Here is a 24,840-nt window from a genome sequence, read left to right as displayed (position 1 = left end):
GTCCGGCTCGTCATATCCTAGCGGAGCATGTCGTGTCACAGGCCCGGCGATCAGGAACTGCCCGGGCTGGCGAGGGAACCGGCGCCCAGTTAGAATAGCGCCCATTTTGTGCAGCGCAATAAAGCGATTACCCAAACCTTATGACGCAAAACATTCGACACGGGCAGCGCCCTCAGGCCATGCCCGCGCTCATGGTGGCGGCCATCGGCGTGGTCTTCGGCGATATCGGCACCAGCCCGCTCTATGCGCTCAAGGAATGTTTCGATCCGCAGCACGGCATTCCGTTTGATCAACAGGCCGTGTTCGGCATTATCTCGCTGCTCTTCTGGGCGTTGGTGATCGTCGTTTCCCTGAAATACGTCTTGTTCGTGATGCGCGCGGACAACCGCGGTGAAGGTGGGGTGCTCGCGCTCATGGCGCTTAGCCTGCGTAGTGTGAGGGCCGGCAGCCGATGGGCCTCCGTCCTGATGATGCTGGGGATGTTCGGCGCCTGCATGTTCTATGGCGATGCGGTCATTACCCCTGCCATCTCCGTGATGTCGGCGGTCGAGGGGCTGGAAATCGCTGCGCCGTCGCTCTCCCGGTTCGTGCTGCCGATCACGATCGTCATCCTGATCGTGCTCTTCTCGATGCAGAAGTCCGGCACCGCGAAGGTCGGACGCCTGTTCGGCCCGGTCATGGTGCTCTGGTTCATCATTCTCGGCGTGCTGGGCGTCTACAACATGGTGCTTGCCCCGGAGATCGTGAAGGCGATCAACCCGTACTACGGCATCCATTTCATCCGTACCCACGCGCTGCAAGCGTATATCGTGCTCGGTTCCGTGTTTCTCGTGCTGACCGGCGCCGAGGCGCTTTATGCGGATATGGGCCACTTCGGCATTCGTCCGATTCGTTTTGCCTGGTCGGTCCTCGTTTTCCCCGCGCTGGCGCTGAACTACTTCGGTCAGGGCGCGTTGCTGCTGTCGAATCCGAAGGCCATCGAGAACCCTTTCTTTCTGCTCGCGCCTGACTGGGCGCTGCTGCCGCTCGTGATCGTGGCGACGGCCGCGACCGTGATCGCGTCGCAAGCGGTGATCTCGGGGGCGTTTTCGCTCACGAGCCAGGCAATACAACTCGGCTACGTGCCGCGCATGAAGATTCTCCACACCTCGGATCGCGAGATCGGTCAGATCTACATGCCGGTGATCAACTGGTCGCTGCTGCTGGTCATCATCTGGATCGTGCTGGCGTTCAAGTCGTCGAGCAATCTGGCAGCGGCTTACGGCATTGCCGTGACGACGACGATGGTCATCACGACGATTCTCGCCTGCGTGGTCATGGTCAAGGTCTGGAACTGGAACAAGTTCCTCGTCGCACTCATCATCACGGGCTTCCTCGTGGTCGACTTCGCGTTCTTCGGTGCGAACCTGATCAAGGTCGAGGAGGGCGGTTGGCTGCCGCTGGCGCTGGGCGCATTCCTGTTCTTCATGCTGATGACGTGGCATAAAGGTCGCCAACTGCTGCGCGAGCGTACGGCCGCCGACGGGATTCCGCTGGGACCGTTCCTGCAAGGCCTGCTGGCGCATCCGCCACATCGCGTGGCGGGCACTGCCATCTACCTGACCGGGGGCAACACGCTGGTGCCGGTGAGTTTGCTGCACAACCTCAAACACAACCGTATCCTGCATGAACGCACGATCTTCCTGACGTTCCGGACGCTGGACGTGCCGTACGCCGAAGACGCCAGCCGCATCGAGGTCAAGGACCATTCGGGCGGGTTGTTCAGCGTGGTCGCGACGTTCGGCTTCAACGAAACGCCGGATGTGAAGGAAGTGCTTCATCTGCTCGAAGAGAAGACCGATATGCACTTCGAACTGATGGATACGTCTTTCTTCCTCGCGCGCGAGACGGTCGTGCCGACCAAGCTGCCGGGGATGTCCATCTGGCGCGAACGCCTGTTCGCATGGATGCATCAGAACGCCGCCAAACCGACCGACTTCTTCAGCATTCCCGCGAACCGCGTGGTCGAGCTGGGAACGAAGATCGAGATCTGACACACGCGCCCGCCACCGGTCTCAAGTCGCCAGGGCGGGCGTCATCCCATACTGCGTAGTGTGCGAAGCGTCTGTGCCCACTGAGACGTCGGCTCCCGCAGACATCTCATGCCGCGCCGACAGCGTCAGCGCTCACGCGCCCACGCATCTAAACCCTGAAACGCTTACACGCTTACGCGTTCGGCAAGGCGCTAGGGCTCTGTAGCAGCGCGTAGCAGACGAACCGTTCCCGATTGCCGAAGGCAGCCGTTCCCGTAGCCAACGACGTCATGACGTCATCGTCGATATTGACCGGATAGCGCCCCGTGTTGTGCCAGAGGTAGCCGCACGCCTCCTTGCCGTCGCCCGGCTTGTAGCTCCAGAAGGGCGAGGCATCGTCCTTGACGAAGAGCAGCGGATGTTGCGCATTCCAGAAGACGGCAATGCTGCGCGCTGAAATCTCGGGCGGCAGCAGGTCGTGACACGGCGGCGAGGACGGCTCGGATGTAACGTCTACCCAGGTGTCTGCCGAGCAGAAGGCCTGAATGTCGGCAAACAGGGCCGTGGCCGCGACATCGAAGTCGGGCGGGTAAAGCAAGTCGGCGGTCAATGCGTCGAGCAGGGATGACCTGTCGTTCGTCGCGCCCGTTGCGCCCAGCGCGTATCCGATGCTGTCCGCGCCCGCCTGCTGACAGGGGAAGGGGGTGATCAGCACGCCGTGGGAGAGCGCGAGTTCGAGCAGCGTCTTCGCCTGTCTTGCGACATGCGCCCGCGCGGCATGATTCGCCCCGAGGGTTTCGGCGTATTCGGCGAGCCCTGTGAAGGCCGCGCGCACGTTGCTTTCGCTCGGGGTGACGAGGGCCTCGCAGAAGCGCGTCATCGAATCGGCAGCGGTGGCCGTAGCCAGTGGCAATGCCTCGGTGCAAAGGTTGGCGATCATCGCGACTCCTCGGACGTGCGGCTCGCGAGCCATGCGGGCCGGCAAATATTCGGGATTGTGTGACCGTTGTGACACCCCACGCTTGCAGATTTGGTGCGTATGCGGTGGCGGAAAGACGAAAAAAAGCCCACTCGAAAGAATGGGCTTTTTCACATGGGCCGGAGGGGCGCCGGCGGCGCGTTGCGGCGGGGCGTGCTGCTCGCCGCGCCGCAGCGCCACATCCGCCGATCAGCGTTTGAGCTTCGCGAAGGCCGCCGCCATGGCGTTGACCGGTTCCGGTTCACGCTGACGTCCACCGCCGTTACCGCCACGTTGGCCGCCACCGCCGTTCCCGCCGCGCGGCGCGCCGCCACTGCTCGGACGGTCGCTGCTGCCCGCCACCGGCAGATCGTCGTTCAGACGCATGGTGAGCGAGATGCGCTGGCGACGCGGGTCGACTTCGAGCACCTTGACCTTCACGATGTCGCCGGCCTTCACGACTTCGTGCGGATCCTTGATGAACTTCGTCGACATGGCCGAGACGTGGACGAGGCCGTCCTGATGTACGCCGATGTCGATGAACGCGCCGAAGGCCGCGACGTTCGTCACCACGCCTTCGAGTTGCATGCCCGGCTTCAGGTCGGTCAGCTTCTCGACGCCTTCCTGGAACGTCGCCGTCTTGAACTCGGGACGCGGGTCGCGGCCCGGCTTTTCGAGTTCGGTCAGGATGTCCTTGACCGTCGGCAGACCGAAGCGTTCGTCGACGAACTCCGCCGGCGATACGCTGCGCACGACCGAGCCGTTACCCATCACGTCGCCGATCGACTTCTTGATCTTGGCGAGAATGCGCTCCACGACCGGATACGCTTCCGGGTGAACCGACGAACGGTCCAGCGGGTTGTCGCCACCGTTCACGCGCAGAAAGCCGGCCGCCTGCTCGAACGTTTTGTCGCCCAGGCGCGGCACCTTCTTCAGCGCCTCGCGGTTGGCAAACAGGCCGTTGCTGTCGCGGAAGTCCACGATGTTCTTCGCGAGCGTGCTGTTCAGACCCGACACGCGGGCGAGCAGCGGAGCGGACGCGGTGTTGACGTCCACGCCCACGGCGTTCACGCAATCTTCGACGACGGCGTCGAGCATGCGCGCCAGTTCACGTTGGTTCACGTCGTGCTGATACTGACCCACGCCGATGGCCTTCGGCTCGATCTTGACGAGTTCCGCCAGAGGATCTTGCAGACGGCGGGCGATCGAGACCGCGCCCCGCAGCGAGACGTCGAGTTCGGGAAATTCCTTCGCGGCGAATTCGGACGCCGAATACACCGATGCGCCAGCCTCGGACACCACGATCTTCTGGAGCTTCAGTTCCGGATGCCGCTTGATCAGTTCCAGCGCGAGCTTGTCCGTCTCACGCGACGCGGTGCCGTTGCCGATGCTCACGAGCTGGGCACCGGTTGCGGCGGCGATCTTCGAGAGGCGGGCGAGCGAGCCGTCCCAATCGCGACGCGGTTCGTGCGGATAGATGGTGTCGGTGCCCAGCAGCTTGCCGGTCGGATCGACCACCGCCACCTTCACGCCGGTGCGCAGGCCCGGGTCCAGGCCGATCACGCCCTTCGGGCCGGCCGGCGCAGCGAGCAGCAGCGCCTTGAGGTTGCGGGCAAACACGCGGATGGCTTCGCTCTCGGCGCTCTCGCGAATCTGCGTGAGCAGTTCCGATTCGAGGTGCGGCTGCACCTTCACGCGCCAGCACCAGCGGCAGACGTCCGCCAGCCATTTGTCGGCGGCGCGGTTCTGCTGGCGAATGCCGAAGTGTCCGGCGATCACGCCTTCGCATGGGTGCGGGATCTGCGCATCGAGTTCTTCGCCGAGGCCCAGCTTGACCATCAGGATGCCGAGATTGCGGCCTCGGAAGAGGGCGAGCGCGCGGTGCGACGGCACCGCAGCGATCGGCTCGGCGTAGTCGTAGTAATCGCGGAATTTCTCGCCTTCCTCGCTTTCCTTGCCTTCGACGACCTTCGACGACACGACACCCTGATGCCACAGGTAATCGCGCAACTTGCCGAGCAGCTCGGCCGTCTCGCCGAATTGTTCCGACAGGATGTCGCGGGCGCCGTCGAGCGCAGCCTTGATGTCCGCGACACCTTTCTCGGCGTCGACGAACTTGGCGGCTTCGACTTGCGGGTCGAGCGTCGGATCGGTGAGCAAGGCCTGTGCGAGCGGTTCGAGACCGGCTTCGCGGGCGATTTGCGCGCGGGTGCGGCGCTTCGGCTTGTAAGGGAGATAAAGGTCTTCGAGCGTCTGCTTCGTGTCGGCTGCGACGATGGCGGTGCGCAGTTCGTCCGTCAGCTTGCCTTGCTCCTCGATGCTCGCGAGAATCGCCGCGCGGCGATCTTCCAGTTCGCGCAGATACAGCAGGCGCTCTTCGAGCGTGCGCAGTTGCGTGTCATCGAGGTTATCGGTCACCTCCTTACGATAGCGAGCGATGAAGGGCACGGTGGCGCCTTCGTCCAGCAGTTGCACGGCGGCGGCGACCTGACGCGGCTGCACGCTGAGTTCGTCGGCGATGCGTTGAACGATCTGAAGGGCTACGTTTTGCGTCATGAGTGTTGCGAGTTACCCAAGTGCCAGAAGCGGGGCATTTTGCCATAAACCGCGGGCGCGTCCGGGCAGGCAATGCTAAAATTTGGCATCACTCTGCTCAACCTCATGATTTCCTTCGAAAAATTGTTTTTGCGATTGAATCTGCGTCGGCTTTCCAGCCGTCCGGCCCGCACGCGGATCGCCGCGGGCGCCGTATTGGGTATTGCGACGGCCGCCCTCGTGCCTGGCGCCGCGTTCGCACAGGGGTTGTCGGCCGTCGAGTCCGCCGGACGCACGACCGAGCAACTGCGCGTGCCGCTTGTGCCGTTCGATGCCACGGCCGACCGCACGCCGTCGTCCGCCAGCCGGGCCAGCGCCGCAGCGACCATGGCGCAGGAAGACAAGCCCGTTCCTTATGACGACAACCTCGATATGCACCCGGCCGAGAGCGATTTCGCCGGCCGCCGGGCGGTGCTCGATCGTCAGCGCGCCTGGGTCGATTACCGTTTCGAAGAGGCGAAGTACGAGTGCGCGTCGAAGTTCTTCGTGAACTACTGCATCGACAACGCCCGCGACGAGCAGCGCGAAGCGCTCAAGGCCATTCGCAGCCAGCGGCTGGTGCTGGAGGATCAGGAGCGCAAGGCGCGTGCGCAGGCGCGTGACGAGCGGCTTGCCGAGAAGCGTGCGCAAACCGCCGCCGAAGCGCCGCAGCGCGCCGCCGAGCGCGCACAGAATGTGGCCGATTATCGGGCCAAGCAGGCCGAATATCAGCAGCGAGTGACCGAGCGCACCGGGCAGGCCCCGCAGCGCGAGGCGAATGCCGAGTCGTACAATGCGAAGCAGGCCGCCCAGCAGCAGAAGCTCGACGAGGCCAAGGCCTCGGCGGCGCAGAAGGCGGCAGAGCGCGAAGAGAACGTGCGCAAGTACAACCAGAAACAGCAGGAAGCCATCGAGCGTCAGCAGAAGTCGGATGCGCGTCGCAACGAGTCGCAATCTGGCTCGCCGGCACAGAAGGCATTGCAAGGGCAGTAAGCGACGCATAACGACAGTTGGCGCCGAACCGGAATCACTTGAGAGTCGCAGGAGAGTTGCCACGATGCAGCACGATCTTCATTCCGTTGGACGTCGCATCATCGAATTGCAGATCGAACACCGCGATCTCGACTACCTGATCGACAAGCTACTGACGGAGCCGGCGTACGACGAACTTCAGGTCACCCGGCTCAAGAAGCGTCGTCTGAAGATCAAGGACACGATCACGCTGCTGCAAGTGCAGCAAACGCCGGACCAGCCCGCCTGAGCGGACGCGCCGGACCTTGAACCGGGAATTCGTGCGACGCCAGCGACAAGCGTCCTGACGTTCGCGCGGTCACTTTTTTCATTGCGGCGCTGCGAATCCCCCATGAGGCGATGCGCAGCGCCTTCGAGTTTTCAGAGCCGTTTTGACCGATTCCGCCGCCGCATCCAGCGATTCCACCGACCTCTCCCAAAGCCCCGACACGCCGACATTCCACGGACTCAAGCCGCTCGCACCCAAGCGTGAGCGAGAGTTGCAGGAAATCTTCGGAGACGGCGGCATGCTCGCGCGCGCCATCGACGGCTATCGTTCGCGGGAGCCGCAAACGGAGATGGCACGCGCCGTCGCTGCCGCGATGGACACGCACGATTCGCTGATCGCCGAGGCCGGCACGGGCACGGGCAAGACCTACGCGTACCTCGTGCCCGCCATGCTGTGGGGCGGCAAGACGATCATCTCGACCGGCACGAAGCATTTGCAGGATCAGATCTTCGCGCGCGACATCCCGACCGTGCGTAAGGCGCTCGCGGTGCCGGTCACGGTGGCCATGCTCAAAGGCCGTTCGAACTATCTGTGCCACTACTATCTGGAGCGCGCACAGCAGGAAGGGCGCTTCGCTTCGCGTCATGAGGCCGCGCAACTGCGCGAGATCACGACGTTCGCGCAGATTACGCATAGCGGCGACAAGGCGGAACTGGCCTCCGTGCCGGAAAACGCGCCGATCTGGGCGCAGGTGACGTCCACACGCGACAACTGTCTCGGACAGGATTGCCCGCGTTACAAGGACTGCTTCGTGATGCTTGCGCGCAAGGAAGCGCAGCAGGCCGACCTCGTGGTCGTCAATCACCACTTGTTCTTCGCAGACGTCATGCTGCGCGACACGGGGATGGCGGAACTGCTGCCGAGCGCAAACACGGTGATCTTCGACGAAGCGCATCAGTTGCCGGAGACAGCGACGCTTTTCTTCGGCGAGACGGTCTCCACCACGCAACTGCTCGAACTGGCGCGCGATTGCGTCGCGGAAGGCCTGATTCATGCGCGCGACGCCGCCGATTGGGTCAAACTCGGCGCGAATCTCGAGCGGGCGGCGCGCGACGTGCGTCTGACGTTCGGCCAGGACAACGTGCGGATGTCCGTCACGCAACTCCCGGACGATCACGAATTGTTCGGTGCGCTGGAGAGCGTCGATCTGGCGCTGCAAGACGTGATCGAAACGCTTCAGCATCAGGCGGAGCGCGCCGAAGCGCTGGGCGCATGTCTGCGTCGCGCATTGGAGTTGCACGAGCAACTGGAGCGCTGGCAGTTGGGGGTGACGCCGCCGACCCCCGGCGAGTCGCCGCTGCCGCTGCTCGATCCCGACGCTCCACGCGTGACCGACGGCAAGCGCGAAAAGGCGGCAAAGGCGGCAAAGGCGCGTGAAGCGGAAGCGGAAGCGGCGCGGCTGGCGGTGGAGGCTGCGGCGTCGGAGGCAGGGGCGAGCGGCGAAGGGAAATCGGAAAAAACCTATACGCCACCGGAGACGGTGCGTTGGATCGAGGTGTTCTCGCAGGCAGTGCAGTTGCATCAGACGCCGCTCTCGATCGCGCCAATCTTCGCAAAGCAGCGCGCGGGGGCGCCGCGCGCGTGGATCTTCACGTCGGCGACGCTCTCGGTGAAGGGCAACTTCATGCATTACGCCGCGCAGTTGGGACTCGATGCGGGCAAGTCGCTCACGCTGGCGAGCCCGTTCGATTATCAGAATCAGAGCCTGTTGTACGTGCCGCGCGGCTTGCCGCAGCCGTCGGCTCCCAACTTTACGGATGCCGTGCTCGACGCCGCGCTGCCGGTGCTCGAAGTCAGTGGCGGCCGGGCGTTCGTGCTGTGTACGACGTTGCGGGCGGTGAATCGGGCGGCGGAGCGTCTGCGCGACGAGTTCGAGCGTCGCGGCTGGCCCTATCCGCTGCTGGTGCAGGGCGAAGCAAGTCGCACCGAATTGCTCGATCGCTTCCGCGCGCTGGGCAACGCGGTGCTCATCGGCAGTCAGAGCTTCTGGGAGGGGGTCGACGTACGGGGCGAGGCGCTCTCGCTCGTCATCATCGACAAGTTGCCGTTCGCGCCACCCGACGATCCGGTGCTGGCTGCGCGTCTCGATGCGCTCACGAAGAAGGGGCTGAGTCCGTTTGCCGTGCACCAGTTGCCGCAGGCGGTGATCACGCTCAAGCAGGGGGCGGGGCGTTTGATTCGTTCGGAAGCCGACCGGGGCGTGCTGATGATTTGCGATCCGCGTCTCGTCGACAAGCCTTACGGGCGGCGAATCTGGCAGAGCCTGCCGCCGTTCAAGCGCACGCGGGAGTTGCCGATCGTGCGCGGTTTCTTCGACGAGATCGCGGCCGATGCGGGCGGTTGAGCCGGCGCTGAATTCGGCAGTTGATCCGGCAGTTGATCCAGCGGTTGCTCCCGGCGCGAACATTCTCCGGGGAGGAAATAGCCAGACGTCGGCGCGTCTGGCTATTTTCATGGTGCCGACCCGTCGTGATCAGCCGGGCATTGCATCCAGCCAGCGGCCGATGACGGCCGGAGCGACTTCCGACAGTCGCGCATGATGCTGCCGGGCATCGTTGCGTAATGCAACGGGATCGATCTTCGCGGCACCCAATTCGCAGGCGTGACCCACGAGCCACGATTCGATGCGTGCGGCGTCGGCTTCCAGGTGGCATTGCAGCCCCAACGCATGCGTACCGAGCGCGAAGGCCTGATTTTCACCGATGGCGGTGCGCGCCAGATGCACGGCGCCGGGCGGAATGTCGAACTGGTCGCCGTGCCAGTGAAGCACGCTCGCGTCGCCCAAGGCCGCCAGGGGCGACGATTGGCCCGCATCGGTAAGCGTCAGCGGGGCGTAGCCGATTTCCTTCACGCCCAGGGGGTACACCTTCGCGCCCAGGGCGCGCGCCATCAACTGAGCGCCCAGGCAGATGCCGAGAATCGGTTTGCCGGCGTCGAGGCGAGCCTTGACCAGTGCGAGTTCGTCCGCAACGAACGGATGCAACGCGTCGTCGAACGCGCCGATCGGACCGCCCAGCACCACGAGCAGATCGGGGGCGCGGGCGTCGATCGCACGCAGATCCGCGAGCGGCGCTTCCACGTACTCGATGGCGTAACCGCGCTGGGCGAAGTATGGCGCCAACGTGCCGAGGTCTTCGAAGTGGACATGGCGCAGGGCCAGCAGCGTCTTGCCGGGGGCGAGAGAAAGATTCACGAAACCAACTCCTGTTGAGGGGGCGTCAGGTCGTCAGGCGCCTGTGGGCCTTTCGGGCGGGCACGCGACGAGAGACGGAGACATCGGGACGAAAACAAAAAGCCCCCGCGTGCGCGAGGGCTTTTCGACGGATGGCATTGCACAACCGAGACGGCTTAGCGCCAGATCTGCCACCACGACTTCTTGTCGTTCGGGTTGTTGTCGATACGGCGGCCGACCGTCAGATAGCCGCTGTTCGGGTAGGTCTTCTCCATCACGCGGCGCGCGTCGTCACGCAATTCGGTCATGCCGAGTTTGTCGTACGACTTGATCATGATGCCGAGCGCGTCTTCGAGCGCCGGTGCCTGATCGTAGTCCTGCAACGCGCTCTGCGCGCGGTTCACGGCCGCGAGGTAAGCGCCGCGACGATAGTAATACTCGGCAGCGTGCACTTCGTGCGCGGCCATGGCGTTCACGGCGTAGCGCATGCGCAGGGCTGCGTCGTTCGCGTACTTGCTGTTCGGATAGTGCTCGACCAGATACTTGAAGCTGTCGTACGCCGCGCGAAGGGCTTTCGGATCGCGCTCGCTCAGATCCTGACCCGAGAAACGACCGAACAGGCCGAGGTCGTCGTTGAAGTTGATCAGGCCCTTGAGGTAATAGGCGTAATCGATCGACGGGCTGTCCGGATGCAGACGGATAAAGCGGTCGACGGCCGTGAGGGCCTGCGCCGGCTCATTGTCCTTGTAATAGGAATAGGCCGTATTGATCTGCGCTTGCTGGGCGTGCGGGCCGAACGGGTCGCGACCTTCGAGCAACTCGTAGTACTTGGCGGCCTTGGTGTAGTCGCCGCTGTCGAAGCTGTCTTTGGCTTCCGAGTATAATTTGTTCGTCGACCAGCTGGCCGTTTCGTCGACCTTCTCCGGCAGAATCCCGCAGGCGGCCATGCTGCCGACCACGATGGCGGCCAGCGTCAGATGTTTGACAAGTTTCAGGGCTTGCATGCTCGTTGGCTTCACTTCTCGATGACCCGTTCAATAGTGCCGGATTATAGCGTAACCGCCTCATTTGCCACGGAAAATGCGGAGGATTCGTCTGACGACGATCTCGACTCGCTTCCGCAGGCTTTCCCAAGTGCCGCCGATCACGCCCCCGCCGGGACGACTGCCGTCGTTTCGACGGCAACGCCGCTAATTGCCACGTTACCCGATTCGCTCGCCGGTGAGCGTCTGGACAAGGCGCTGGCGTCCTGTTTTCCCGAATATTCCCGTAGCCGTCTGCAGGCGTGGGTCGAAGACGGCCGCGTCACGCTCGACGGCGAAACCGCCAAAGTCCGCCAGAAAGTCGCGGGTGGCGAGGCGGTGGTCATCGCCCCTGCGGCCTTGCCGGAACAACTCGCGTTTGCGCCCGAACCGGTGCCGCTTTCCGTCGTCTATGAAGACGCGACGCTCGCCGTCCTCAACAAGCCGGCCGGCCTCGTCGTCCATCCGGCCGCAGGCAACTGGTCCGGCACGTTGCTCAACGGCTTGCTGCACCGCTACGGACAGGCGGCGGCCGACCTGCCACGCGCGGGCATCGTCCATCGGCTCGACAAGGAGACGTCCGGCCTGATGGTTGTGGCGCGTACCCTCGTGGCGCAGACCGATCTGGTGCGCCAGTTGCAGGCGCGCTCCGTCAAGCGGCATTACGCAGCGCTCGTGTGGGGACGTCCGCCACAGCGCACCGTTGTCGACGCACCGATCGGCCGCGACCCGCGCGAGCGCACTCGCATGGCCGTTGTGCAGGGGCAGGGCGGCAAGCCGGCGCGCACCCGTGTCGTGACGGTCGCCAGCGCAGAATGGGAAGATTCCCCGGTGTCGCTCGTCCTTTGTTCGCTCGATACGGGCCGCACGCACCAGATTCGCGTCCATCTTTCCCATCTTGGGCATTCGTTGCTGGGCGATCCGCTGTATAAACCCCGTCACAAGCGTCCGGCATTGCCGGGCGGTTTTTCGCGGCAGGCATTGCATGCGTGGCGACTCGGTCTGATTCATCCCGAGGACGACAGCGCCATGCACTGGCAAGCCCCGCTGCCTGACGATATGCGCGAACTCATGACCGCACTCGGTCTCGAATTCGACTTTACAACGCTCCCCGATTCGCTCGATGACTTCTTTCCTGCCTGATCAAGACACGATACCTGCGGACTGGATCGTCCCCGACTGGCCTGCCCCGGCGAATGTTCGCGCGGTATTCACCACGCGCGCGGGCGGTGTCAGTCAGGGTCCGCAAGCGACTTTCAATCTGGGTTTCAAGGCTGACGACGACCCCGAAGCCGTGCGGACCAACCGTGCGTTGCTGGCGGCGCGAACGGGTGTCGCGTCGGCGTGGGTGGCGCAGGTGCACGGCCCGCGCGTGGTCGATGCACAGGCGGCTCTCGATGCCGAGAATGCGGGCAACCCGCTGCAAGCCGACGCCAGCGCGACGAATGCCGCAGGACTGGCAAGTACGGTGATGGTGGCGGATTGTCTGCCGGTGCTGCTGTGCGATGCGCAGGGGCGGGCGGTGGCGGCCGCCCATGCGGGCTGGCGTGGGCTTTGCGCGGGGGTGCTCGAACAAACCGTGCAGGCGTTGCGCGCGCGTTTGCCGGAAGATGACGCCGATGCGCCGGTGATCGCGTGGCTCGGCCCCTGCATCGGGCCGACGGCGTTCGAAGTCGGACCGGAAGTGCGTGAGGCGTTTCTCGACGCCGCGACGCCGCAGACGCGTGAGGCAACGCAAGCCGCGTTCGTGCCGCATGGGGACCCCGATGCGGGCAAGTCGCTGGCGGACCTTTGTGCGCTGGCGCGGTTGCGACTGGCGCGGGAAGGGGTGACGAACGTCACGGGCGGGCGGTGGTGTACGGTCAGCGATCCGGCGCGCTTCTATTCCTATCGCCGCGATCGCACCACGGGTCGGATGGCGGCGCTCGTCTGGCGTCAGGCCTGAGCCTCGGAAGTCGCCCGGCCGATCGTATCGGCCTGGCTAGCGGCTCACCCGTCGATCACACCATCGGGCCATTCATCGGCCCACCCCTCGGCCCACCCCTTAAGCCCACGCATCGGCGGCCCCAAAGGCTAGTGTGCAACGCCGTCGATGTGCGATGGACCCCGTTGGGAGCGACGCTTACTGCGTGTCATCGCTTGTCATCACGTCTCATCGCGCGGGCGCGCCGAGCACGGCTGCCCGAGAGGTAGAGCACGAGCAGGGCGGGGCCGATGCCGCCGAACAGAAAGATCGCGATGCCCAGCCACACGGACGGTGCGGTGATGGCGACCATGCCAATAACGTAGAGCCAGCCGAGAAGAATAATGAGCATCGGGACAAACGCGCATTCAAAAATGGGGGCGGTAACGGGACAATCAGGAACAACGTGCCCGTGACGTTTCGCCGCAAAGATTGACACGCCTGCGCGCGCACGCAAGAATGCTTCACAGGCGGGGCGCATCGCTCATAAAGCGAAGCACGCCGCCGCGTTCCGGGCGCCGGCCCTGAACGCAACGGACGTGACACTCAGGCTACCATGAATCGCGCCAGTGCCAACTTCGATCCGGCCTCGTTTGCCGCCTCGTTTGCCCAGCAGTTTCCCTCCGCTTCGCTCTCCGCTCAGGACATGTCGCAGTGGTTCAAAGCCGCCCAACAAATGTTCGGCGCTTTGCCGGGGGCTGCCGGCCCGTCATCCTTCGCTGCGAATGGTGCAGCGGCCGCCGCGAATCCGTTCGCGGGGCTTTTCGATCTTTTCGGCAAGACGGGCACACTGCCGCAACCGACGTCCCTGCACGTCGATCCGGCACGACTGAACGCGCTTCAGTCGGATTACGCCCGAGAGTTTTCCGAACTTGTCGCCAGCTTCAATCAACCCGGTCTCGATAACGCGCCGCCGTTGGGCGACCGTCGTTTTGCCGGAGATGGCTGGCGTAATCCGTTCTATGCGTTACCCGCCGCGCTCTATTTGCTCAACGGCCGCTTTCTGATGCGCATGGCCGAAATGGTCGACGCCGATGCGAAAACGCGCGAGCGTATTCGTTTCGCCGTGGAGCAATGGGTAGCCGCGAGTTCGCCCGCAAACTTCATCGCTACCAACCCGGACGCGCAACAGCGTCTCGTGCAGACCCACGGCGACAGCCTGCTCGCCGGCATGCAACACCTGCTCGTGGACATGGGCAAAGGCAAGGTCTCGCAGACCGACGAAGCGGCTTTCGAAGTCGGCCGCAACGTGGCGACGACCGAAGGCGCGGTGGTCTTCGAGAACGACCTGATTCAGCTCATCCAGTACAAAGCGCTCACGCCCACGGTGCATCAGCGCCCGTTGCTCGTGGTGCCGCCGTGCATCAACAAGTACTACATTCTCGATCTTCAGCCCGAAAACTCGCTGGTCCGCTATGCCGTGGAGCAGGGGCATACCGTGTTTGTCGTGTCCTGGCGCAACCCGGATATGTCGCTCGCCCACAAAACGTGGGACGACTACGTGGGCGAAGGGCCGATCGCCGCCATCGACGTGGTGCGCGAGATCAGTGGCCAGTCGCAGATCAACGCGCTCGGCTTCTGCGTGGGCGGCACGCTGCTCGCCGCCGCGCTGGCCGTGCTGGCGGCGAAGGGGCAGAAAGGACGCAAGTCGCCGGTCGCGAGCGTGACGCTGCTCACCACGCTGCTGGACTTCTCCGATACCGGCGTCCTCGACGTTTTCGTCGACGAGCCGCATGTGCAGTTCCGCGAGCAGACGATCGGGGGCGGCCTCGGCCAGCCGCCGGGGCTCATGCGCGGTGTCGAGTTGGCCAACACGTTCTCTTTCCTGCGTCCGAACGACCTGGTCTGGAACTATGTGGTCGACAGTTATCTGAAGGGCAATGCGCCGCAGCCGTTCGACCTGCTTTACTGGAACGGCGACGGCACCAATCTGCCCGGTCCGATGTTCTGCTGGTATCTGCGTCATCTTTATTTGCAGAACGAACTGAAGCAACCCGGTGCGATCCGGACCTGCGGCGTTCCCGTGGATCTGGGGGCGATCGATGCGCCGGCCTATGTGTTCGGCTCGCGCGAAGATCACATCGTGCCCTGGACGTCGGCGTTCCGCTCGCTGCCGCTGTTGAGCGGCGAGCGCCGCTTCGTGCTTGGCGCGTCCGGCCATATCGCGGGTGTCGTCAATCCGCCGGTGAAAAAGAAACGCAGTTACTGGCGCAACGACGATGTCGGTGTCGAGGCGAGCGACTGGCTGGCGGGCGCGACAGAGCACCCGGGAAGTTGGTGGACCGACTGGAGTGAATGGCTCGCTGGCTATGCCGGAAAACGTGTTAAGGCGCAAAATGCGTATGGTAATGTTGCTTATGCACCCATCGAACCGGCGCCCGGTCGCTATGTGAAGGCGAAGGCCTGAACATAGCGCACCATGTTGTGAGTGGTCGTGCGAGTGGTGATCTGCGCGACGGGCATCCCCCCTGGTTCGAACCTATTGAAAAAAGAGGAATGAGACATGACGGATATCGTGATTGTGTCGGCTGCCCGTACGGCGGTCGGTAAGTTTGGCGGCTCGCTGGCCAAGGTGGCTGCGCCGGAACTGGGGGCGATCGTGATCGATGAAGTCCTCAAGCGCGCGAAGCTCAAGGGTGAGGACATCAGCGAAGTCATCATGGGGCAGGTGCTGACCGCCGGTTCGGGGCAGAACGTGGCGCGTCAGGCGTCGATCAAGGCCGGGTTGCCGACGATGGTGCCGGCCATGACGATCAACAAGGTGTGCGGCTCGGGGCTGAAGGCCGTGATGCTCGCCGCCAACGCGATCACCGCAGGCGAGGCCGACATCGTCGTGGCCGGCGGTCAGGAGAACATGAGCGCCGCACCGCACGTGTTGCCGGGCTCGCGCGACGGCTTCCGCATGGGCGACGCCAAGCTCATCGATTCGATGATCGTCGACGGTCTGTGGGACGTGTATAACCAGTACCACATGGGTATTACCGCGGAGAATGTCGCCAAGGAGTACGGCATTACGCGTGAGATGCAGGACGAGTTTGCCGCCGCGTCGCAGAACAAGGCTGAAGCTGCGCAAAAGGCGGGGCGCTTCGACGCGGAAATCGTGCCGGTGTCGATCCCGCAGCGCAAGGGCGATCCGGTCGTCTTCAAGACCGATGAGTTCGTGCGTCATGGCGTGAGCGCCGAGTCGCTCGCCGGGCTCAAGCCCGCCTTCTCGAAGGACGGCACCGTGACCGCCGCAAACGCCTCGGGTATCAACGACGGCGCCGCCGCCGTGGTCGTGATGTCGGCCAAGCGTGCCGAGCAACTGGGGCTTACGCCGCTCGCCCGGATCGTCGCGTACGCGAATGCCGGCGTCGATCCGTCGGTGATGGGCATTGGTCCGGTTCCGGCATCGCAGCGCTGTCTCTCGCGTGCGGGATGGAAGGCGAGCGATCTGGATCTGATGGAAATCAACGAAGCGTTCGCGGCGCAGGCACTGGCCGTGAACAAGCAGATGGGCTGGGACACCTCGAAGATCAACGTGAACGGCGGTGCGATCGCCATCGGTCACCCGATCGGGGCGTCTGGCTGCCGTATTCTCGTCACGCTGCTGCACGAAATGGCGCGTCGTGACGCACGTCGCGGTCTGGCGTCGCTGTGTATCGGCGGCGGTATGGGCGTGGCGCTGGCGGTGGAGCGCGTCTGACGCCCACTCGCGTTTCGCGTGGGTCATCAGAACCGCAGAAGAAGCAGTGCCGCCCGTGGGTGCAACGCGCACGGGCTCGCACTGAAATCAGTAGTCAGGAGACGAAAGGCACGCGCGGGAACGCGCGGCCTGCGCGTCGGTCAATCGGCAGTCGCAACAGGCGGCAATCAGCCGTTATTTTGGGGGAAGCGTTCCATGACTCAACGCATTGCATATGTGACAGGCGGGATGGGCGGTATCGGTACGTCCATTTGCCAGCGGCTGTACAAAGATGGCTTCAAAGTGGTAGCGGGCTGCGGCCCGAATTCGCCGCGCCGTGTGAAGTGGCTGGAAGATCAGAAGGCGTTGGGTTTCGATTTCGTCGCATCGGAAGGCAACGTCGGCGATTGGGAATCGACCAAGGCCGCGTTCGATAAGGTCAAGTCGGAGGTCGGTGAAGTCGACGTCCTGGTGAATAACGCCGGCATCACGCGCGACGTCGTTTTCCGTAAGATGACGCGCGAGGATTGGGACGCCGTCATCGACACCAACCTCACGAGCCTGTTCAACGTCACGAAGCAGGTGATCGAGGGCATGTGCGAGCGTGGCTGGGGCCGCATCATCAATATCTCGTCGGTGAACGGTCAGAAGGGGCAATTCGGTCAGACGAACTACTCGACGGCCAAGGCCGGCATTCACGGTTTCACCATGGCGCTGGCGCAGGAAGTGGCGACCAAGGGGGTGACGGTCAACACCGTGTCGCCGGGCTACATCGGAACGGATATGGTGCGCTCGATCCGTCAGGACGTGCTCGACAAGATCGTGGCGACGATCCCGGTCAAGCGTCTGGGCGAGCCGGGTGAGATCGGTTCGATCGTGGCGTGGCTGGCATCGGAAGATTCGGGCTTCTCGACGGGGGCGGATTTCTCGCTCAACGGCGGCCTGCATATGGGCTAAGCGGTGACGGGGCGAGTGCCGGTGCGGGCCGAAGCAGAGCACGGCGCCCCGTTGCGGGTTAGGGCTTTGCCGCATAGCAGCAAACGTCCTAGAATCGATAATATGTGATTAACCCCGACCGCCGGTCGGGGTAGTCCTTCAAAAATGCAGGAAACCCACCGCATGACCGCGAGCAAGAAGACTGACGAGCGCCTGATCAAAAAGTATCCGAACCGGCGTCTGTACGATACCCAAACCAGTACGTACATCACCCTTGCCGATGTGAAGCAACTGGTGCTCGAGACCGAGGAGTTCAAGGTCGTCGACGCCAAGACGGGCGAGGACCTGACCCGCAGCATCTTGCTGCAAATCATTCTGGAAGAGGAAACCGGCGGTGTGCCGATGTTCTCGAGCGCGATGCTCGCCCAGATCATCCGCTTCTACGGCCATGCGCTCCAGGGGATGATGGGCACGTACCTCGAGAAGAACATCCAGACTTTCATCGAGATTCAGAACAAGCTGGCCGATCAGTCGAAGGGCATCTACGAAGGTGCGGCCTTCAACCCGGACGTCTGGGCGCAGTTCATGAACATGCAGGCGCCGATGATGCAGGGCATGATGACCAACTACATCGAGCAATCGAAGAATCTGTTCGTGCAGATGCAGGAGCAGATGCAGAGCCAGGCGAAAAACATGTTCAGCACGTTCCCGTTTCCGGGTGGTCCGGGCGCGCCCGGTGCGCCGGGCCGGGATCCGAACAAGAAGCCCTGAGCAGACATTCCGGGATTTGACACTGCGGTGTGACATGGGGCGCACACCGCAGCGGCATTCCGCTCGCATTTCCCCTGTTTCGCGGTGACTTCCCTGCGTTGCCCAGTGCCGTCTTTCGGCGTGTCCGAACGATAGTTGGAACGAACCGGAGGCGATCAGGGTAAAATGCGCGGTTATTTGACGCAGTGCCAGGCCGCTCGCCGCGCATTGACGTTCGATCGTCACACGTATTCATTAGATCAGGATTCGCCCCATGTCCCGCCCATCGCCCGCCGGCACCCCCAAGGTCGGCTTCGTCTCGCTCGGCTGCCCCAAGGCGCTGGTCGACTCCGAGCAGATCCTGACCCAATTGCGTGCCGAAGGCTACGACATCGCCGGTACCTATGACGGTGCCGATCTCGTCGTGGTCAACACCTGCGGCTTCATCGACGACGCTGTTCAGGAAAGTCTCGACGCCATCGGCGAAGCGCTCGCCGAGAACGGCAAGGTGATCGTCACCGGCTGTCTGGGCGCGAAGAAGGACGCCGCCGGTCAGGACATCGTGAGCGCCGTGCACCCGAAGGTGCTGGCCGTGACCGGTCCGCACGCCGTGGGCGAGGTGATGAGCGCGGTGCACACGCACCTGCCGAAGCCGCACGACCCGTTCACCGATCTCGTGCCGCCGGCCGGCATCAAACTCACGCCGCGTCACTACGCCTATCTGAAGATCTCCGAAGGCTGCAACCATCGCTGCACGTTCTGCATCATCCCGTCCATGCGCGGCGATCTCGACTCGCGTCCAGTGGCGGAGGTCATGCTCGAAGCCGAGAATCTGTTCAAGGCCGGCGTAAAGGAACTGCTGGTGATCTCGCAGGACACCAGCGCCTACGGGGTGGATGTGAAGTACCGCACCGGCTTTTGGGCCGGACGTCCGCTCAAGACCCGCATGACCGAACTGGTCACGGCGCTGGGCGAATTGGCAAAGCAGTACGGCGCATGGGTGCGTCTGCATTACGTCTATCCGTATCCGCACGTCGACGAAATCATTCCCCTGATGGCCGAAGGGCACATCCTTCCGTATCTCGACGTGCCGCTGCAACACGCGCATCCGGACGTGCTCAAGCGCATGAAGCGTCCCGCCTCGGGCGAGAAGAATCTCGAACGCATTCAGGCATGGCGCAAGATGTGCCCGGACCTTACGATCCGCAGCACGTTCATCGCCGGCTTCCCGGGCGAGACGGAAGCCGAGTTCGAATACCTGCTGGACTTCCTGCGGGAAGCGGAACTCGATCGGGTGGGCTGCTTCGCCTATTCGCCGGTCGAGGGCGCGCGCGCCAACGAACTGCCCGGCGCGCTGCCGGACGAAGTGCGTGAAGCGCGTCGCGCCCGATTCATGGAAGTCGCGGAAGAAATTTCGGCCGAGCGCCAGCAGCGCAAGGTCGGCAAGACGATTCAGGTGATCGTCGACGAAATCAATCAGGACGGCGGCATCGCCCGCTCGGCCGCCGACGCGCCGGAAATCGACGGTCTCGTCTACATCGAACCTACGCCCAAGGCCGCGAAGCGCCTGAAGGTCGGTGAGTTCGTGAACGTCGAGGTGACGGGGGCCGACGGTCACGATCTGTGGGGCGAGGTGGTCTGATGACGCAAGGGGAGGCGAAAGCCATGCCGATACCGCAAGTGCTCGCGATGGGCGAGGCGATGGTCGAGTTCAACCAGTCGCCCTCTGACGCTCATCAGTATCTTCAGGGGTTCGGCGGCGACACGTCGAACTTCGCGATTGCCGCCCGCCGTCAGGGCGTGAGTACGGGGTTCGTGAGCGCCGTCGGCGACGATCTGTTCGGCCGCATGCTGCTCGATCTGTGGCGCGACGAGAACGTCGATACGCAGTATGTGCGTGTCGATGCGCAGGCGCCCACGGGCGTCTACTTCGTCTCGCACGACGAGAACGGGCACCATTTCGACTATCTGCGCGCCGGTTCCGCCGCGAGCCGTTATCGTGCGCAGGATCTGCCGCGCGAGGCGTTGGGCGGCGCCCAATTCCTGCATCTGTCCGGCATCAGCCTCGCCATCAGCGTCAATGCCTGCGACGCTGCCTTCGACGCGATGTCGAAAATCCGCGCAGCGGGCGGTCAGGTGTCCTTCGACACCAATCTGCGTCTCAAGCTGTGGCCGCTGGCCCGCGCCCGCGCCACGATGCGCGAAGCGTTCAGCCTCACCGACGTGTGCCTGCCGAGCTGGGACGATGTGACGGCCGTGACCGGCCTCGACGACCGCGACGCCATCCTCGACGAATTGCTCTCCCACGGTGTGAAGGTCGTAGCCCTGAAGTTGGGACGCGAGGGATGCTACGTGGCCACGCCCGAAGCGCGTCGCATCGTTGCACCGTATCCGGTGCAGGCGGTCGACGCCACGGGCGCCGGCGATTGCTTCGGCGGGGCGTTCGTCGCGCGTCTGGCGCTGGGCGACGATCCCTTCACGGCAGCGCGTTATGCCAACGTTTGTGCAGCCCTGTCGACCACCGGCTACGGTGCCGTCGCGCCGGTGCCATACGCCGAGCAGGTGCGCAAGCAACTGGCGGACTGACGTCCGCACAAGCGCGTCGGGGCGCGTTCAGTTCGCGCCCAGCCCACTTTCGGCCCACGTTCGCTCCGCGCCTGACAAGTGGGCGTTTCTCGTTCAGTTGGCGTTCATTTTGCGTTCATTTCGCGTGGGTGCCTCCTTCTGCCGGGCGGCGATGAAAACGATCGCTGCCCGCGCAAGCACGCATCATCGAAGTTTCCCTCCACTGAGCCAGCCATCGCGGTAACCCCCACGGCGCTATACTCGTTGCAAACCGATATCCACCTGGAGAAGAGACATGCAACGAGAGGTCGTGATCGTCAGCGGCGTACGCACCGCGATTGGTGATTTTGGCGGCAGCCTGAAGGATTTCGCGCCGACGCAGCTCGGCGCCATCGTCGCCCGCGAGGCCATGGCCCGCGCGGAGGTGAGCGGTGAGGACGTCGGACACGTCGTATTCGGCAACGTCATCCATACGGAACCCAAAGACATGTATCTGGCGCGCGTGGCCTCCATCGAGGCCGGCGTGAGTCAGCACGCGCCCGCGATGACGGTCAACCGGCTGTGCGGCTCCGGCCTGCAAGCCGTGGTGTCCGCCGCGCAGTCGATCCTGCTGGGCGACGCGGAGGTGGCGATGGCCGGCGGGGCGGAAAGCATGAGCCGCGCGCCTTACGTGATGCCGGGGGCTCGCTGGGGCACGCGCATGGGCGAATCGCGTCTCGTGGACATGATGCTCGGCGCGCTGCACGACCCGTTCGCGAACATCCACATGGGCGTGACGGCGGAGAATATCGCCAAGAAGTGGGGCATCACGCGCGAGGATCAGGATCGGCTGGCGGTGGAATCGCACCAGCGCGCTGCGCGCGCGATGGCGGCCGGCTACTTTACCGATCAGATCGTGCCGATCACGCTCAAGTCCAAGAAGGGCGATGTGGCCTTCACCACCGACGAGCATGTGCGCGCCGAAGTCAGTCTGGAGGACATGGCGAAACTGCGGCCCGTGTTCGAGAAGGACGGCACCGTCACTGCCGGTAATGCGTCCGGCCTGAACGATGCCGCCGCCGCGCTGATTCTGATGGAGCGCGCCGAGGCCGAGCGTCGTGGTGCAAAGCCGCTCGCGCGGCTGGTGAGCTACGCGCACGCCGGCGTCGACCCGAACTACATGGGGATCGGTCCGGTCCCGGCCTCACGCAAGGCGTTGGAGCGTGCGGGCCTCCAGGTCGGGGACATCGATGTGGTCGAAGCGAACGAAGCGTTTGCCGCGCAGGCGTGCGCCGTCACGCGCGACCTCGGTTTCGATCCGGCGAAGGTGAATCCGAACGGCTCGGGCATTTCGCTGGGCCATCCGATCGGCGCGACGGGCGCGCTCATCACCGTCAAAGCGCTGCATGAGTTGCAGCGCATCGGCGGCCGTTATGCGCTTGTCACCATGTGCATCGGCGGCGGTCAGGGCATTGCGGCCGTGTTCGAGCGCGTGTAAGTTACTGCCGGGGGCCGGCGTTGTTGCCGGCCCGAGTCTTTCCGGAGCCGTGATGACGCAAGACAACCGCAAGCCCCTCGACAAGCCGGAAGCCAACGGCTGGCACTGGCAAACCAATATTCTGCATACCGACACGCAGTTGCCCGCCGGTTTCTCGGCTATGCCGGTCCCGGTAGCGCGTGCGTCGACGGTAGTCTTCCCCGATCTGGCCGCGATGCGCGCGCTTGACTGGAAGAACGACAGTCAGTGGCGTTACGGCCTGCATGCCACGCCGACGTCCATGGAGTTGATGCGACGTCTGGCCGCGCTCGAAGGCGGCAAGCATTGCCTGTTGTTTCCCTCGGGCCTCGCCGCCATCTCGAACGTCTATTTCGGCCTCGTCAAGCAAGGCGACGACGTGCTGATCCCCGACAACGCGTACGGCCCGAATCGCGACCATGGCGACTGGCTCGCCGAGTCGTGGGGAATCACCGTGCGTTACTACGACCCGCTGATCGGCGAGGGCATCGGTGCGTTGATTCAGCCAAATACGAAGCTGATCTGGCTCGAAGCGCCGGGGTCGGTGACGATGGAAGTGCCCGACATTCCTGCGATTGCGCGTGTGGCGCGCGAGCGCGGCGTGCTCACGGCTATCGACAATACCTACTCCGCCGGTCTCGCGTTTCGTCCCTTCGATCATGGGGTCGATATCTCGGTGCAGGCGTTGACGAAATATCAGTCAGGCGGCAGCGACATCCTGATGGGGGGTGTCGTGACTATCGAGGACGAGATTCACCACCGTCTCAAGCAGGCGCGTATGCGCATGGGGGTGGGCGTGTCGGCCGACGATTGCAGTCTGGTGCTGCGAAGCTTGCCGAACATGCAGTTGCGCTTCGAGGCGCACGACCGCGCAGCCATGACGCTGGCGACCTGGCTGGGGACGCGTCACGAGATCGCGGCGGTGCTGCATCCGGCGTTCGAGGACTGCCCGGGGTATCAGTATTTCCGGCGCGATTTCACGGGCGCGGGCGGCCTGTTCTCCGTGGTGTTCGACGAGCGCTACACGCAAGCGCAGATCGACGCGTTCATCGAAGCGCTTCGCTTGTTCAAGATCGGTTTCAGCTGGGGCGGCGCGCACAGCCTCGTCGTGCCGTATCGCGTGCCGTCGATGCGTACGGCCACACCGTGGCCGCACAAAGGGGTGCTGGTGCGCTTTTACATGGGGCTGGAGGACGTACGCGATCTTCAGGCCGATATCGAGGCCAGCCTGAAGGCGCATCTCGGGGCTTGATGGCGCGGCCTGATCGGGCCGCCTGATCGCGCTGTTCGATCATTCGTTTCGATCACGCCATCCGAGCAGGCGGTGCACGCCGCCTGCACGAGCCCCCCAGCAAGACACTGCGGGTCTGTGAGGCGAGCGGCCCGTCACGCTGTGCGGCGTTGCGACCGCGTTCCTCGGGGCCGCCGGTCGTGCTGCGATACCCCAATCTCTCAACTTCTCAAGGCCCACGAAGGGCCGCGAAGGGCCGCGATGGCCCCGATGCCTTGAGGGACTCAGCGCCGGAACAACGACAGCAAAGCGTCCAGACCGGCGTGGTTGAACGCCACCGATGCTTTCTCCCGCACCACCGGCTTGGCCCGGAACGCCACCGACAGGCCGGCGATGGCCATCATCTGAAGATCGTTCGATCCGTCGCCCATCACGATCGCCTGCGCCGGCGTCGCGCCGAATTGCGCCGCGACCTCGGTGACGGTGCGCGCCTTCACTTCCGCATTGACGATCTCGCCCAGCACGCGGCCGGTCAGCTTGCCGTCGACGATTTCGAGCGTGTTCGCCCGCGTCACATCGAGATTCAGATGCGCCTTGAGGCGATCGGTGAAGAACGTGAAGCCGCCTGAGACCAGCAGCGTCCGAATGCCCAGCGCCTGCACGCCGCGCAGCATCGTCTCGGCGCCCGGCGAGAGTTGCAGACGCTCCTCGAAAACCTTCTCCAGCGCACTGGCGTCAAGCCCCTTGAGTAGCGCGACACGGCGGGTGAGGCTTTCGTTGAAGTCCTTGATTTCCCCGCGCATGGCGGCTTCGGTGATGGCGGAGACTTCCGCTTTCAGGCCGCAGTAATCCGCGATTTCGTCGATGCACTCGATCGTGATGAGCGTCGAATCCATGTCCATCGCGACCAGCTTGAAATCGGACAAGCGTCGTGCGCTATCGACGATAGCCACGTCGACGCCGTACTGCTGCGCGAGGGCATCGACGGCGCTTTGCAGCGCGGGCGTGACGACGACGTCGCGCACGCGCGCAACCCCGTGGGCGGTCTCAACGGCGTGGCTCGGGGCCAGGGCCTGAATCGCCGTCAGAGGCACCGGCAAACGCCCACCTGCCGATTGCGTTGCTGTGCCCGAGTCGGGACCGATGGGGGCATGGGGCCCCAATATGACGAGGTCGTGAGCCATCTGGAAATGTAAAT

Annotated in this window: 20 protein-coding genes; 14 read left to right on the top strand and 6 right to left on the bottom strand. The window is 64.1% G+C overall.

Going from position 1 to position 24,840, the window contains the following annotated elements; translation table 11 throughout:
• Positions 1-140: 140 nt before the first annotated feature.
• On the top strand, positions 141-2,033 hold the full coding sequence (locus tag PAN31108_RS02140) for a potassium transporter Kup (protein ID WP_174994805.1): 1,893 nt from the start codon (positions 141-143) through the stop codon (positions 2,031-2,033).
• A 172-nt stretch (positions 2,034-2,205) separates the two neighbouring features.
• Here the strand turns inward: PAN31108_RS02140 and PAN31108_RS02135 are convergent, their stop codons facing one another.
• Both PAN31108_RS02135 and PAN31108_RS02130 read right to left on the bottom strand, forming a co-directional pair.
• On the bottom strand, positions 2,206-2,952 hold the full coding sequence (locus tag PAN31108_RS02135) for a hypothetical protein (RefSeq protein WP_150667241.1): 747 nt from the start codon (positions 2,950-2,952) through the stop codon (positions 2,206-2,208).
• A gap of 228 nt (positions 2,953-3,180) precedes the next feature.
• Complete coding sequence (locus tag PAN31108_RS02130) at positions 3,181-5,526, bottom strand: Tex family protein (RefSeq protein ID WP_150667240.1); 2,346 nt, start codon at positions 5,524-5,526, stop codon at positions 3,181-3,183.
• Positions 5,527-5,655: 129 nt separating this feature from the next.
• Here PAN31108_RS02130 and PAN31108_RS02125 point away from each other — a divergent pair, with 129 nt between their 5' ends.
• From PAN31108_RS02125 to PAN31108_RS02115, 3 genes are all read left to right on the top strand, one after another.
• Positions 5,656-6,537: a hypothetical protein gene (locus tag PAN31108_RS02125; RefSeq protein WP_150667239.1), complete on the top strand. Its 882-nt coding sequence runs from the start codon at positions 5,656-5,658 to the stop codon at positions 6,535-6,537.
• 64 nt (positions 6,538-6,601) lie between these two features.
• Entirely contained in the window at positions 6,602-6,805 is a 204-nt protein-coding gene (locus tag PAN31108_RS02120; RefSeq protein ID WP_044456085.1) for a YdcH family protein, read from the top strand.
• A gap of 142 nt (positions 6,806-6,947) precedes the next feature.
• A complete protein-coding gene (locus tag PAN31108_RS02115) occupies positions 6,948-9,188 on the top strand; it encodes an ATP-dependent DNA helicase (RefSeq protein WP_150667238.1) in 2,241 nt (746 codons plus the stop codon).
• Between the two features lie 129 nt (positions 9,189-9,317).
• Here the strand turns inward: PAN31108_RS02115 and PAN31108_RS02110 are convergent, their stop codons facing one another.
• On the bottom strand, positions 9,318-10,037 hold the full coding sequence (locus PAN31108_RS02110; protein ID WP_150667237.1) for a glutamine amidotransferase: 720 nt from the start codon (positions 10,035-10,037) through the stop codon (positions 9,318-9,320).
• Between the two features lie 155 nt (positions 10,038-10,192).
• On the bottom strand, positions 10,193-11,020 hold the full coding sequence (locus PAN31108_RS02105; RefSeq protein ID WP_150667236.1) for an outer membrane protein assembly factor BamD: 828 nt from the start codon (positions 11,018-11,020) through the stop codon (positions 10,193-10,195).
• Positions 11,021-11,041: 21 nt separating this feature from the next.
• On the opposite strand from PAN31108_RS02105, the gene PAN31108_RS02100 reads away from it, so the two are divergent.
• Both PAN31108_RS02100 and pgeF read left to right on the top strand, forming a co-directional pair.
• Complete coding sequence (locus tag PAN31108_RS02100; protein WP_174994804.1) at positions 11,042-12,181, top strand: RluA family pseudouridine synthase; 1,140 nt, start codon at positions 11,042-11,044, stop codon at positions 12,179-12,181.
• Positions 12,162-12,983 carry a peptidoglycan editing factor PgeF gene (pgeF, locus tag PAN31108_RS02095; RefSeq protein ID WP_150667235.1) on the top strand — a complete coding sequence of 274 codons (822 nt, stop codon included), beginning with the start codon at positions 12,162-12,164 and terminating at the stop codon, positions 12,981-12,983. The genes PAN31108_RS02100 and pgeF overlap by 20 nt, the downstream gene beginning before the upstream one ends.
• Positions 12,984-13,170: 187 nt before the next feature.
• Here pgeF and PAN31108_RS02090 read toward each other — a convergent pair whose 3' ends face one another.
• The gene (locus tag PAN31108_RS02090; protein ID WP_150667234.1) at positions 13,171-13,353 is read right to left on the bottom strand and encodes a hypothetical protein; all 183 of its coding nucleotides are present in this window, start codon (positions 13,351-13,353) and stop codon (positions 13,171-13,173) included.
• Positions 13,354-13,557: 204 nt separating this feature from the next.
• Between PAN31108_RS02090 and phaC the strand changes: the two genes are divergently transcribed.
• The 8 genes from phaC to PAN31108_RS02050 all read left to right on the top strand — a co-directional run bounded on the left by phaC (position 13,558) and on the right by PAN31108_RS02050 (position 23,663).
• Complete coding sequence (gene phaC / locus PAN31108_RS02085; protein WP_246183725.1) at positions 13,558-15,408, top strand: class I poly(R)-hydroxyalkanoic acid synthase; 1,851 nt, start codon at positions 13,558-13,560, stop codon at positions 15,406-15,408.
• 96 nt (positions 15,409-15,504) lie between these two features.
• Entirely contained in the window at positions 15,505-16,686 is a 1,182-nt protein-coding gene (locus tag PAN31108_RS02080) for an acetyl-CoA C-acetyltransferase (RefSeq protein ID WP_150667233.1), read from the top strand.
• A gap of 195 nt (positions 16,687-16,881) precedes the next feature.
• Positions 16,882-17,622 carry a 3-ketoacyl-ACP reductase gene (locus tag PAN31108_RS02075; RefSeq protein WP_150667232.1) on the top strand — a complete coding sequence of 247 codons (741 nt, stop codon included), beginning with the start codon at positions 16,882-16,884 and terminating at the stop codon, positions 17,620-17,622.
• A gap of 162 nt (positions 17,623-17,784) precedes the next feature.
• Entirely contained in the window at positions 17,785-18,372 is a 588-nt protein-coding gene (phaR, locus tag PAN31108_RS02070) for a polyhydroxyalkanoate synthesis repressor PhaR (protein ID WP_044456077.1), read from the top strand.
• Between the two features lie 253 nt (positions 18,373-18,625).
• Entirely contained in the window at positions 18,626-19,993 is a 1,368-nt protein-coding gene (gene rimO, locus PAN31108_RS02065) for a 30S ribosomal protein S12 methylthiotransferase RimO (RefSeq protein ID WP_150667231.1), read from the top strand.
• 23 nt (positions 19,994-20,016) lie between these two features.
• Positions 20,017-20,937, top strand: a complete 921-nt coding sequence (locus tag PAN31108_RS02060; RefSeq protein ID WP_150667230.1) for a sugar kinase — start codon at positions 20,017-20,019, stop codon at positions 20,935-20,937.
• A 274-nt stretch (positions 20,938-21,211) separates the two neighbouring features.
• The gene (gene bktB, locus PAN31108_RS02055; protein WP_150667229.1) at positions 21,212-22,393 is read left to right on the top strand and encodes a beta-ketothiolase BktB; all 1,182 of its coding nucleotides are present in this window, start codon (positions 21,212-21,214) and stop codon (positions 22,391-22,393) included.
• A 52-nt stretch (positions 22,394-22,445) separates the two neighbouring features.
• Complete coding sequence (locus tag PAN31108_RS02050; protein WP_150667228.1) at positions 22,446-23,663, top strand: cystathionine beta-lyase; 1,218 nt, start codon at positions 22,446-22,448, stop codon at positions 23,661-23,663.
• Positions 23,664-23,926: 263 nt separating this feature from the next.
• On the opposite strand, the gene serB is transcribed toward PAN31108_RS02050, so the two are convergent.
• Positions 23,927-24,742, bottom strand: a complete 816-nt coding sequence (gene serB / locus PAN31108_RS02045) for a phosphoserine phosphatase SerB (RefSeq protein WP_150667227.1) — start codon at positions 24,740-24,742, stop codon at positions 23,927-23,929.
• Positions 24,743-24,840: the final 98 nt, after the last annotated feature.

This window comes from Pandoraea anhela, assembly GCF_902459655.1.
In the GTDB taxonomy this organism is placed as follows: domain Bacteria; phylum Pseudomonadota; class Gammaproteobacteria; order Burkholderiales; family Burkholderiaceae; genus Pandoraea; species Pandoraea anhela.
Note: the sequence above shows the minus strand (reverse complement) of the source record. Positions and strands in the feature narration are given on the sequence as shown.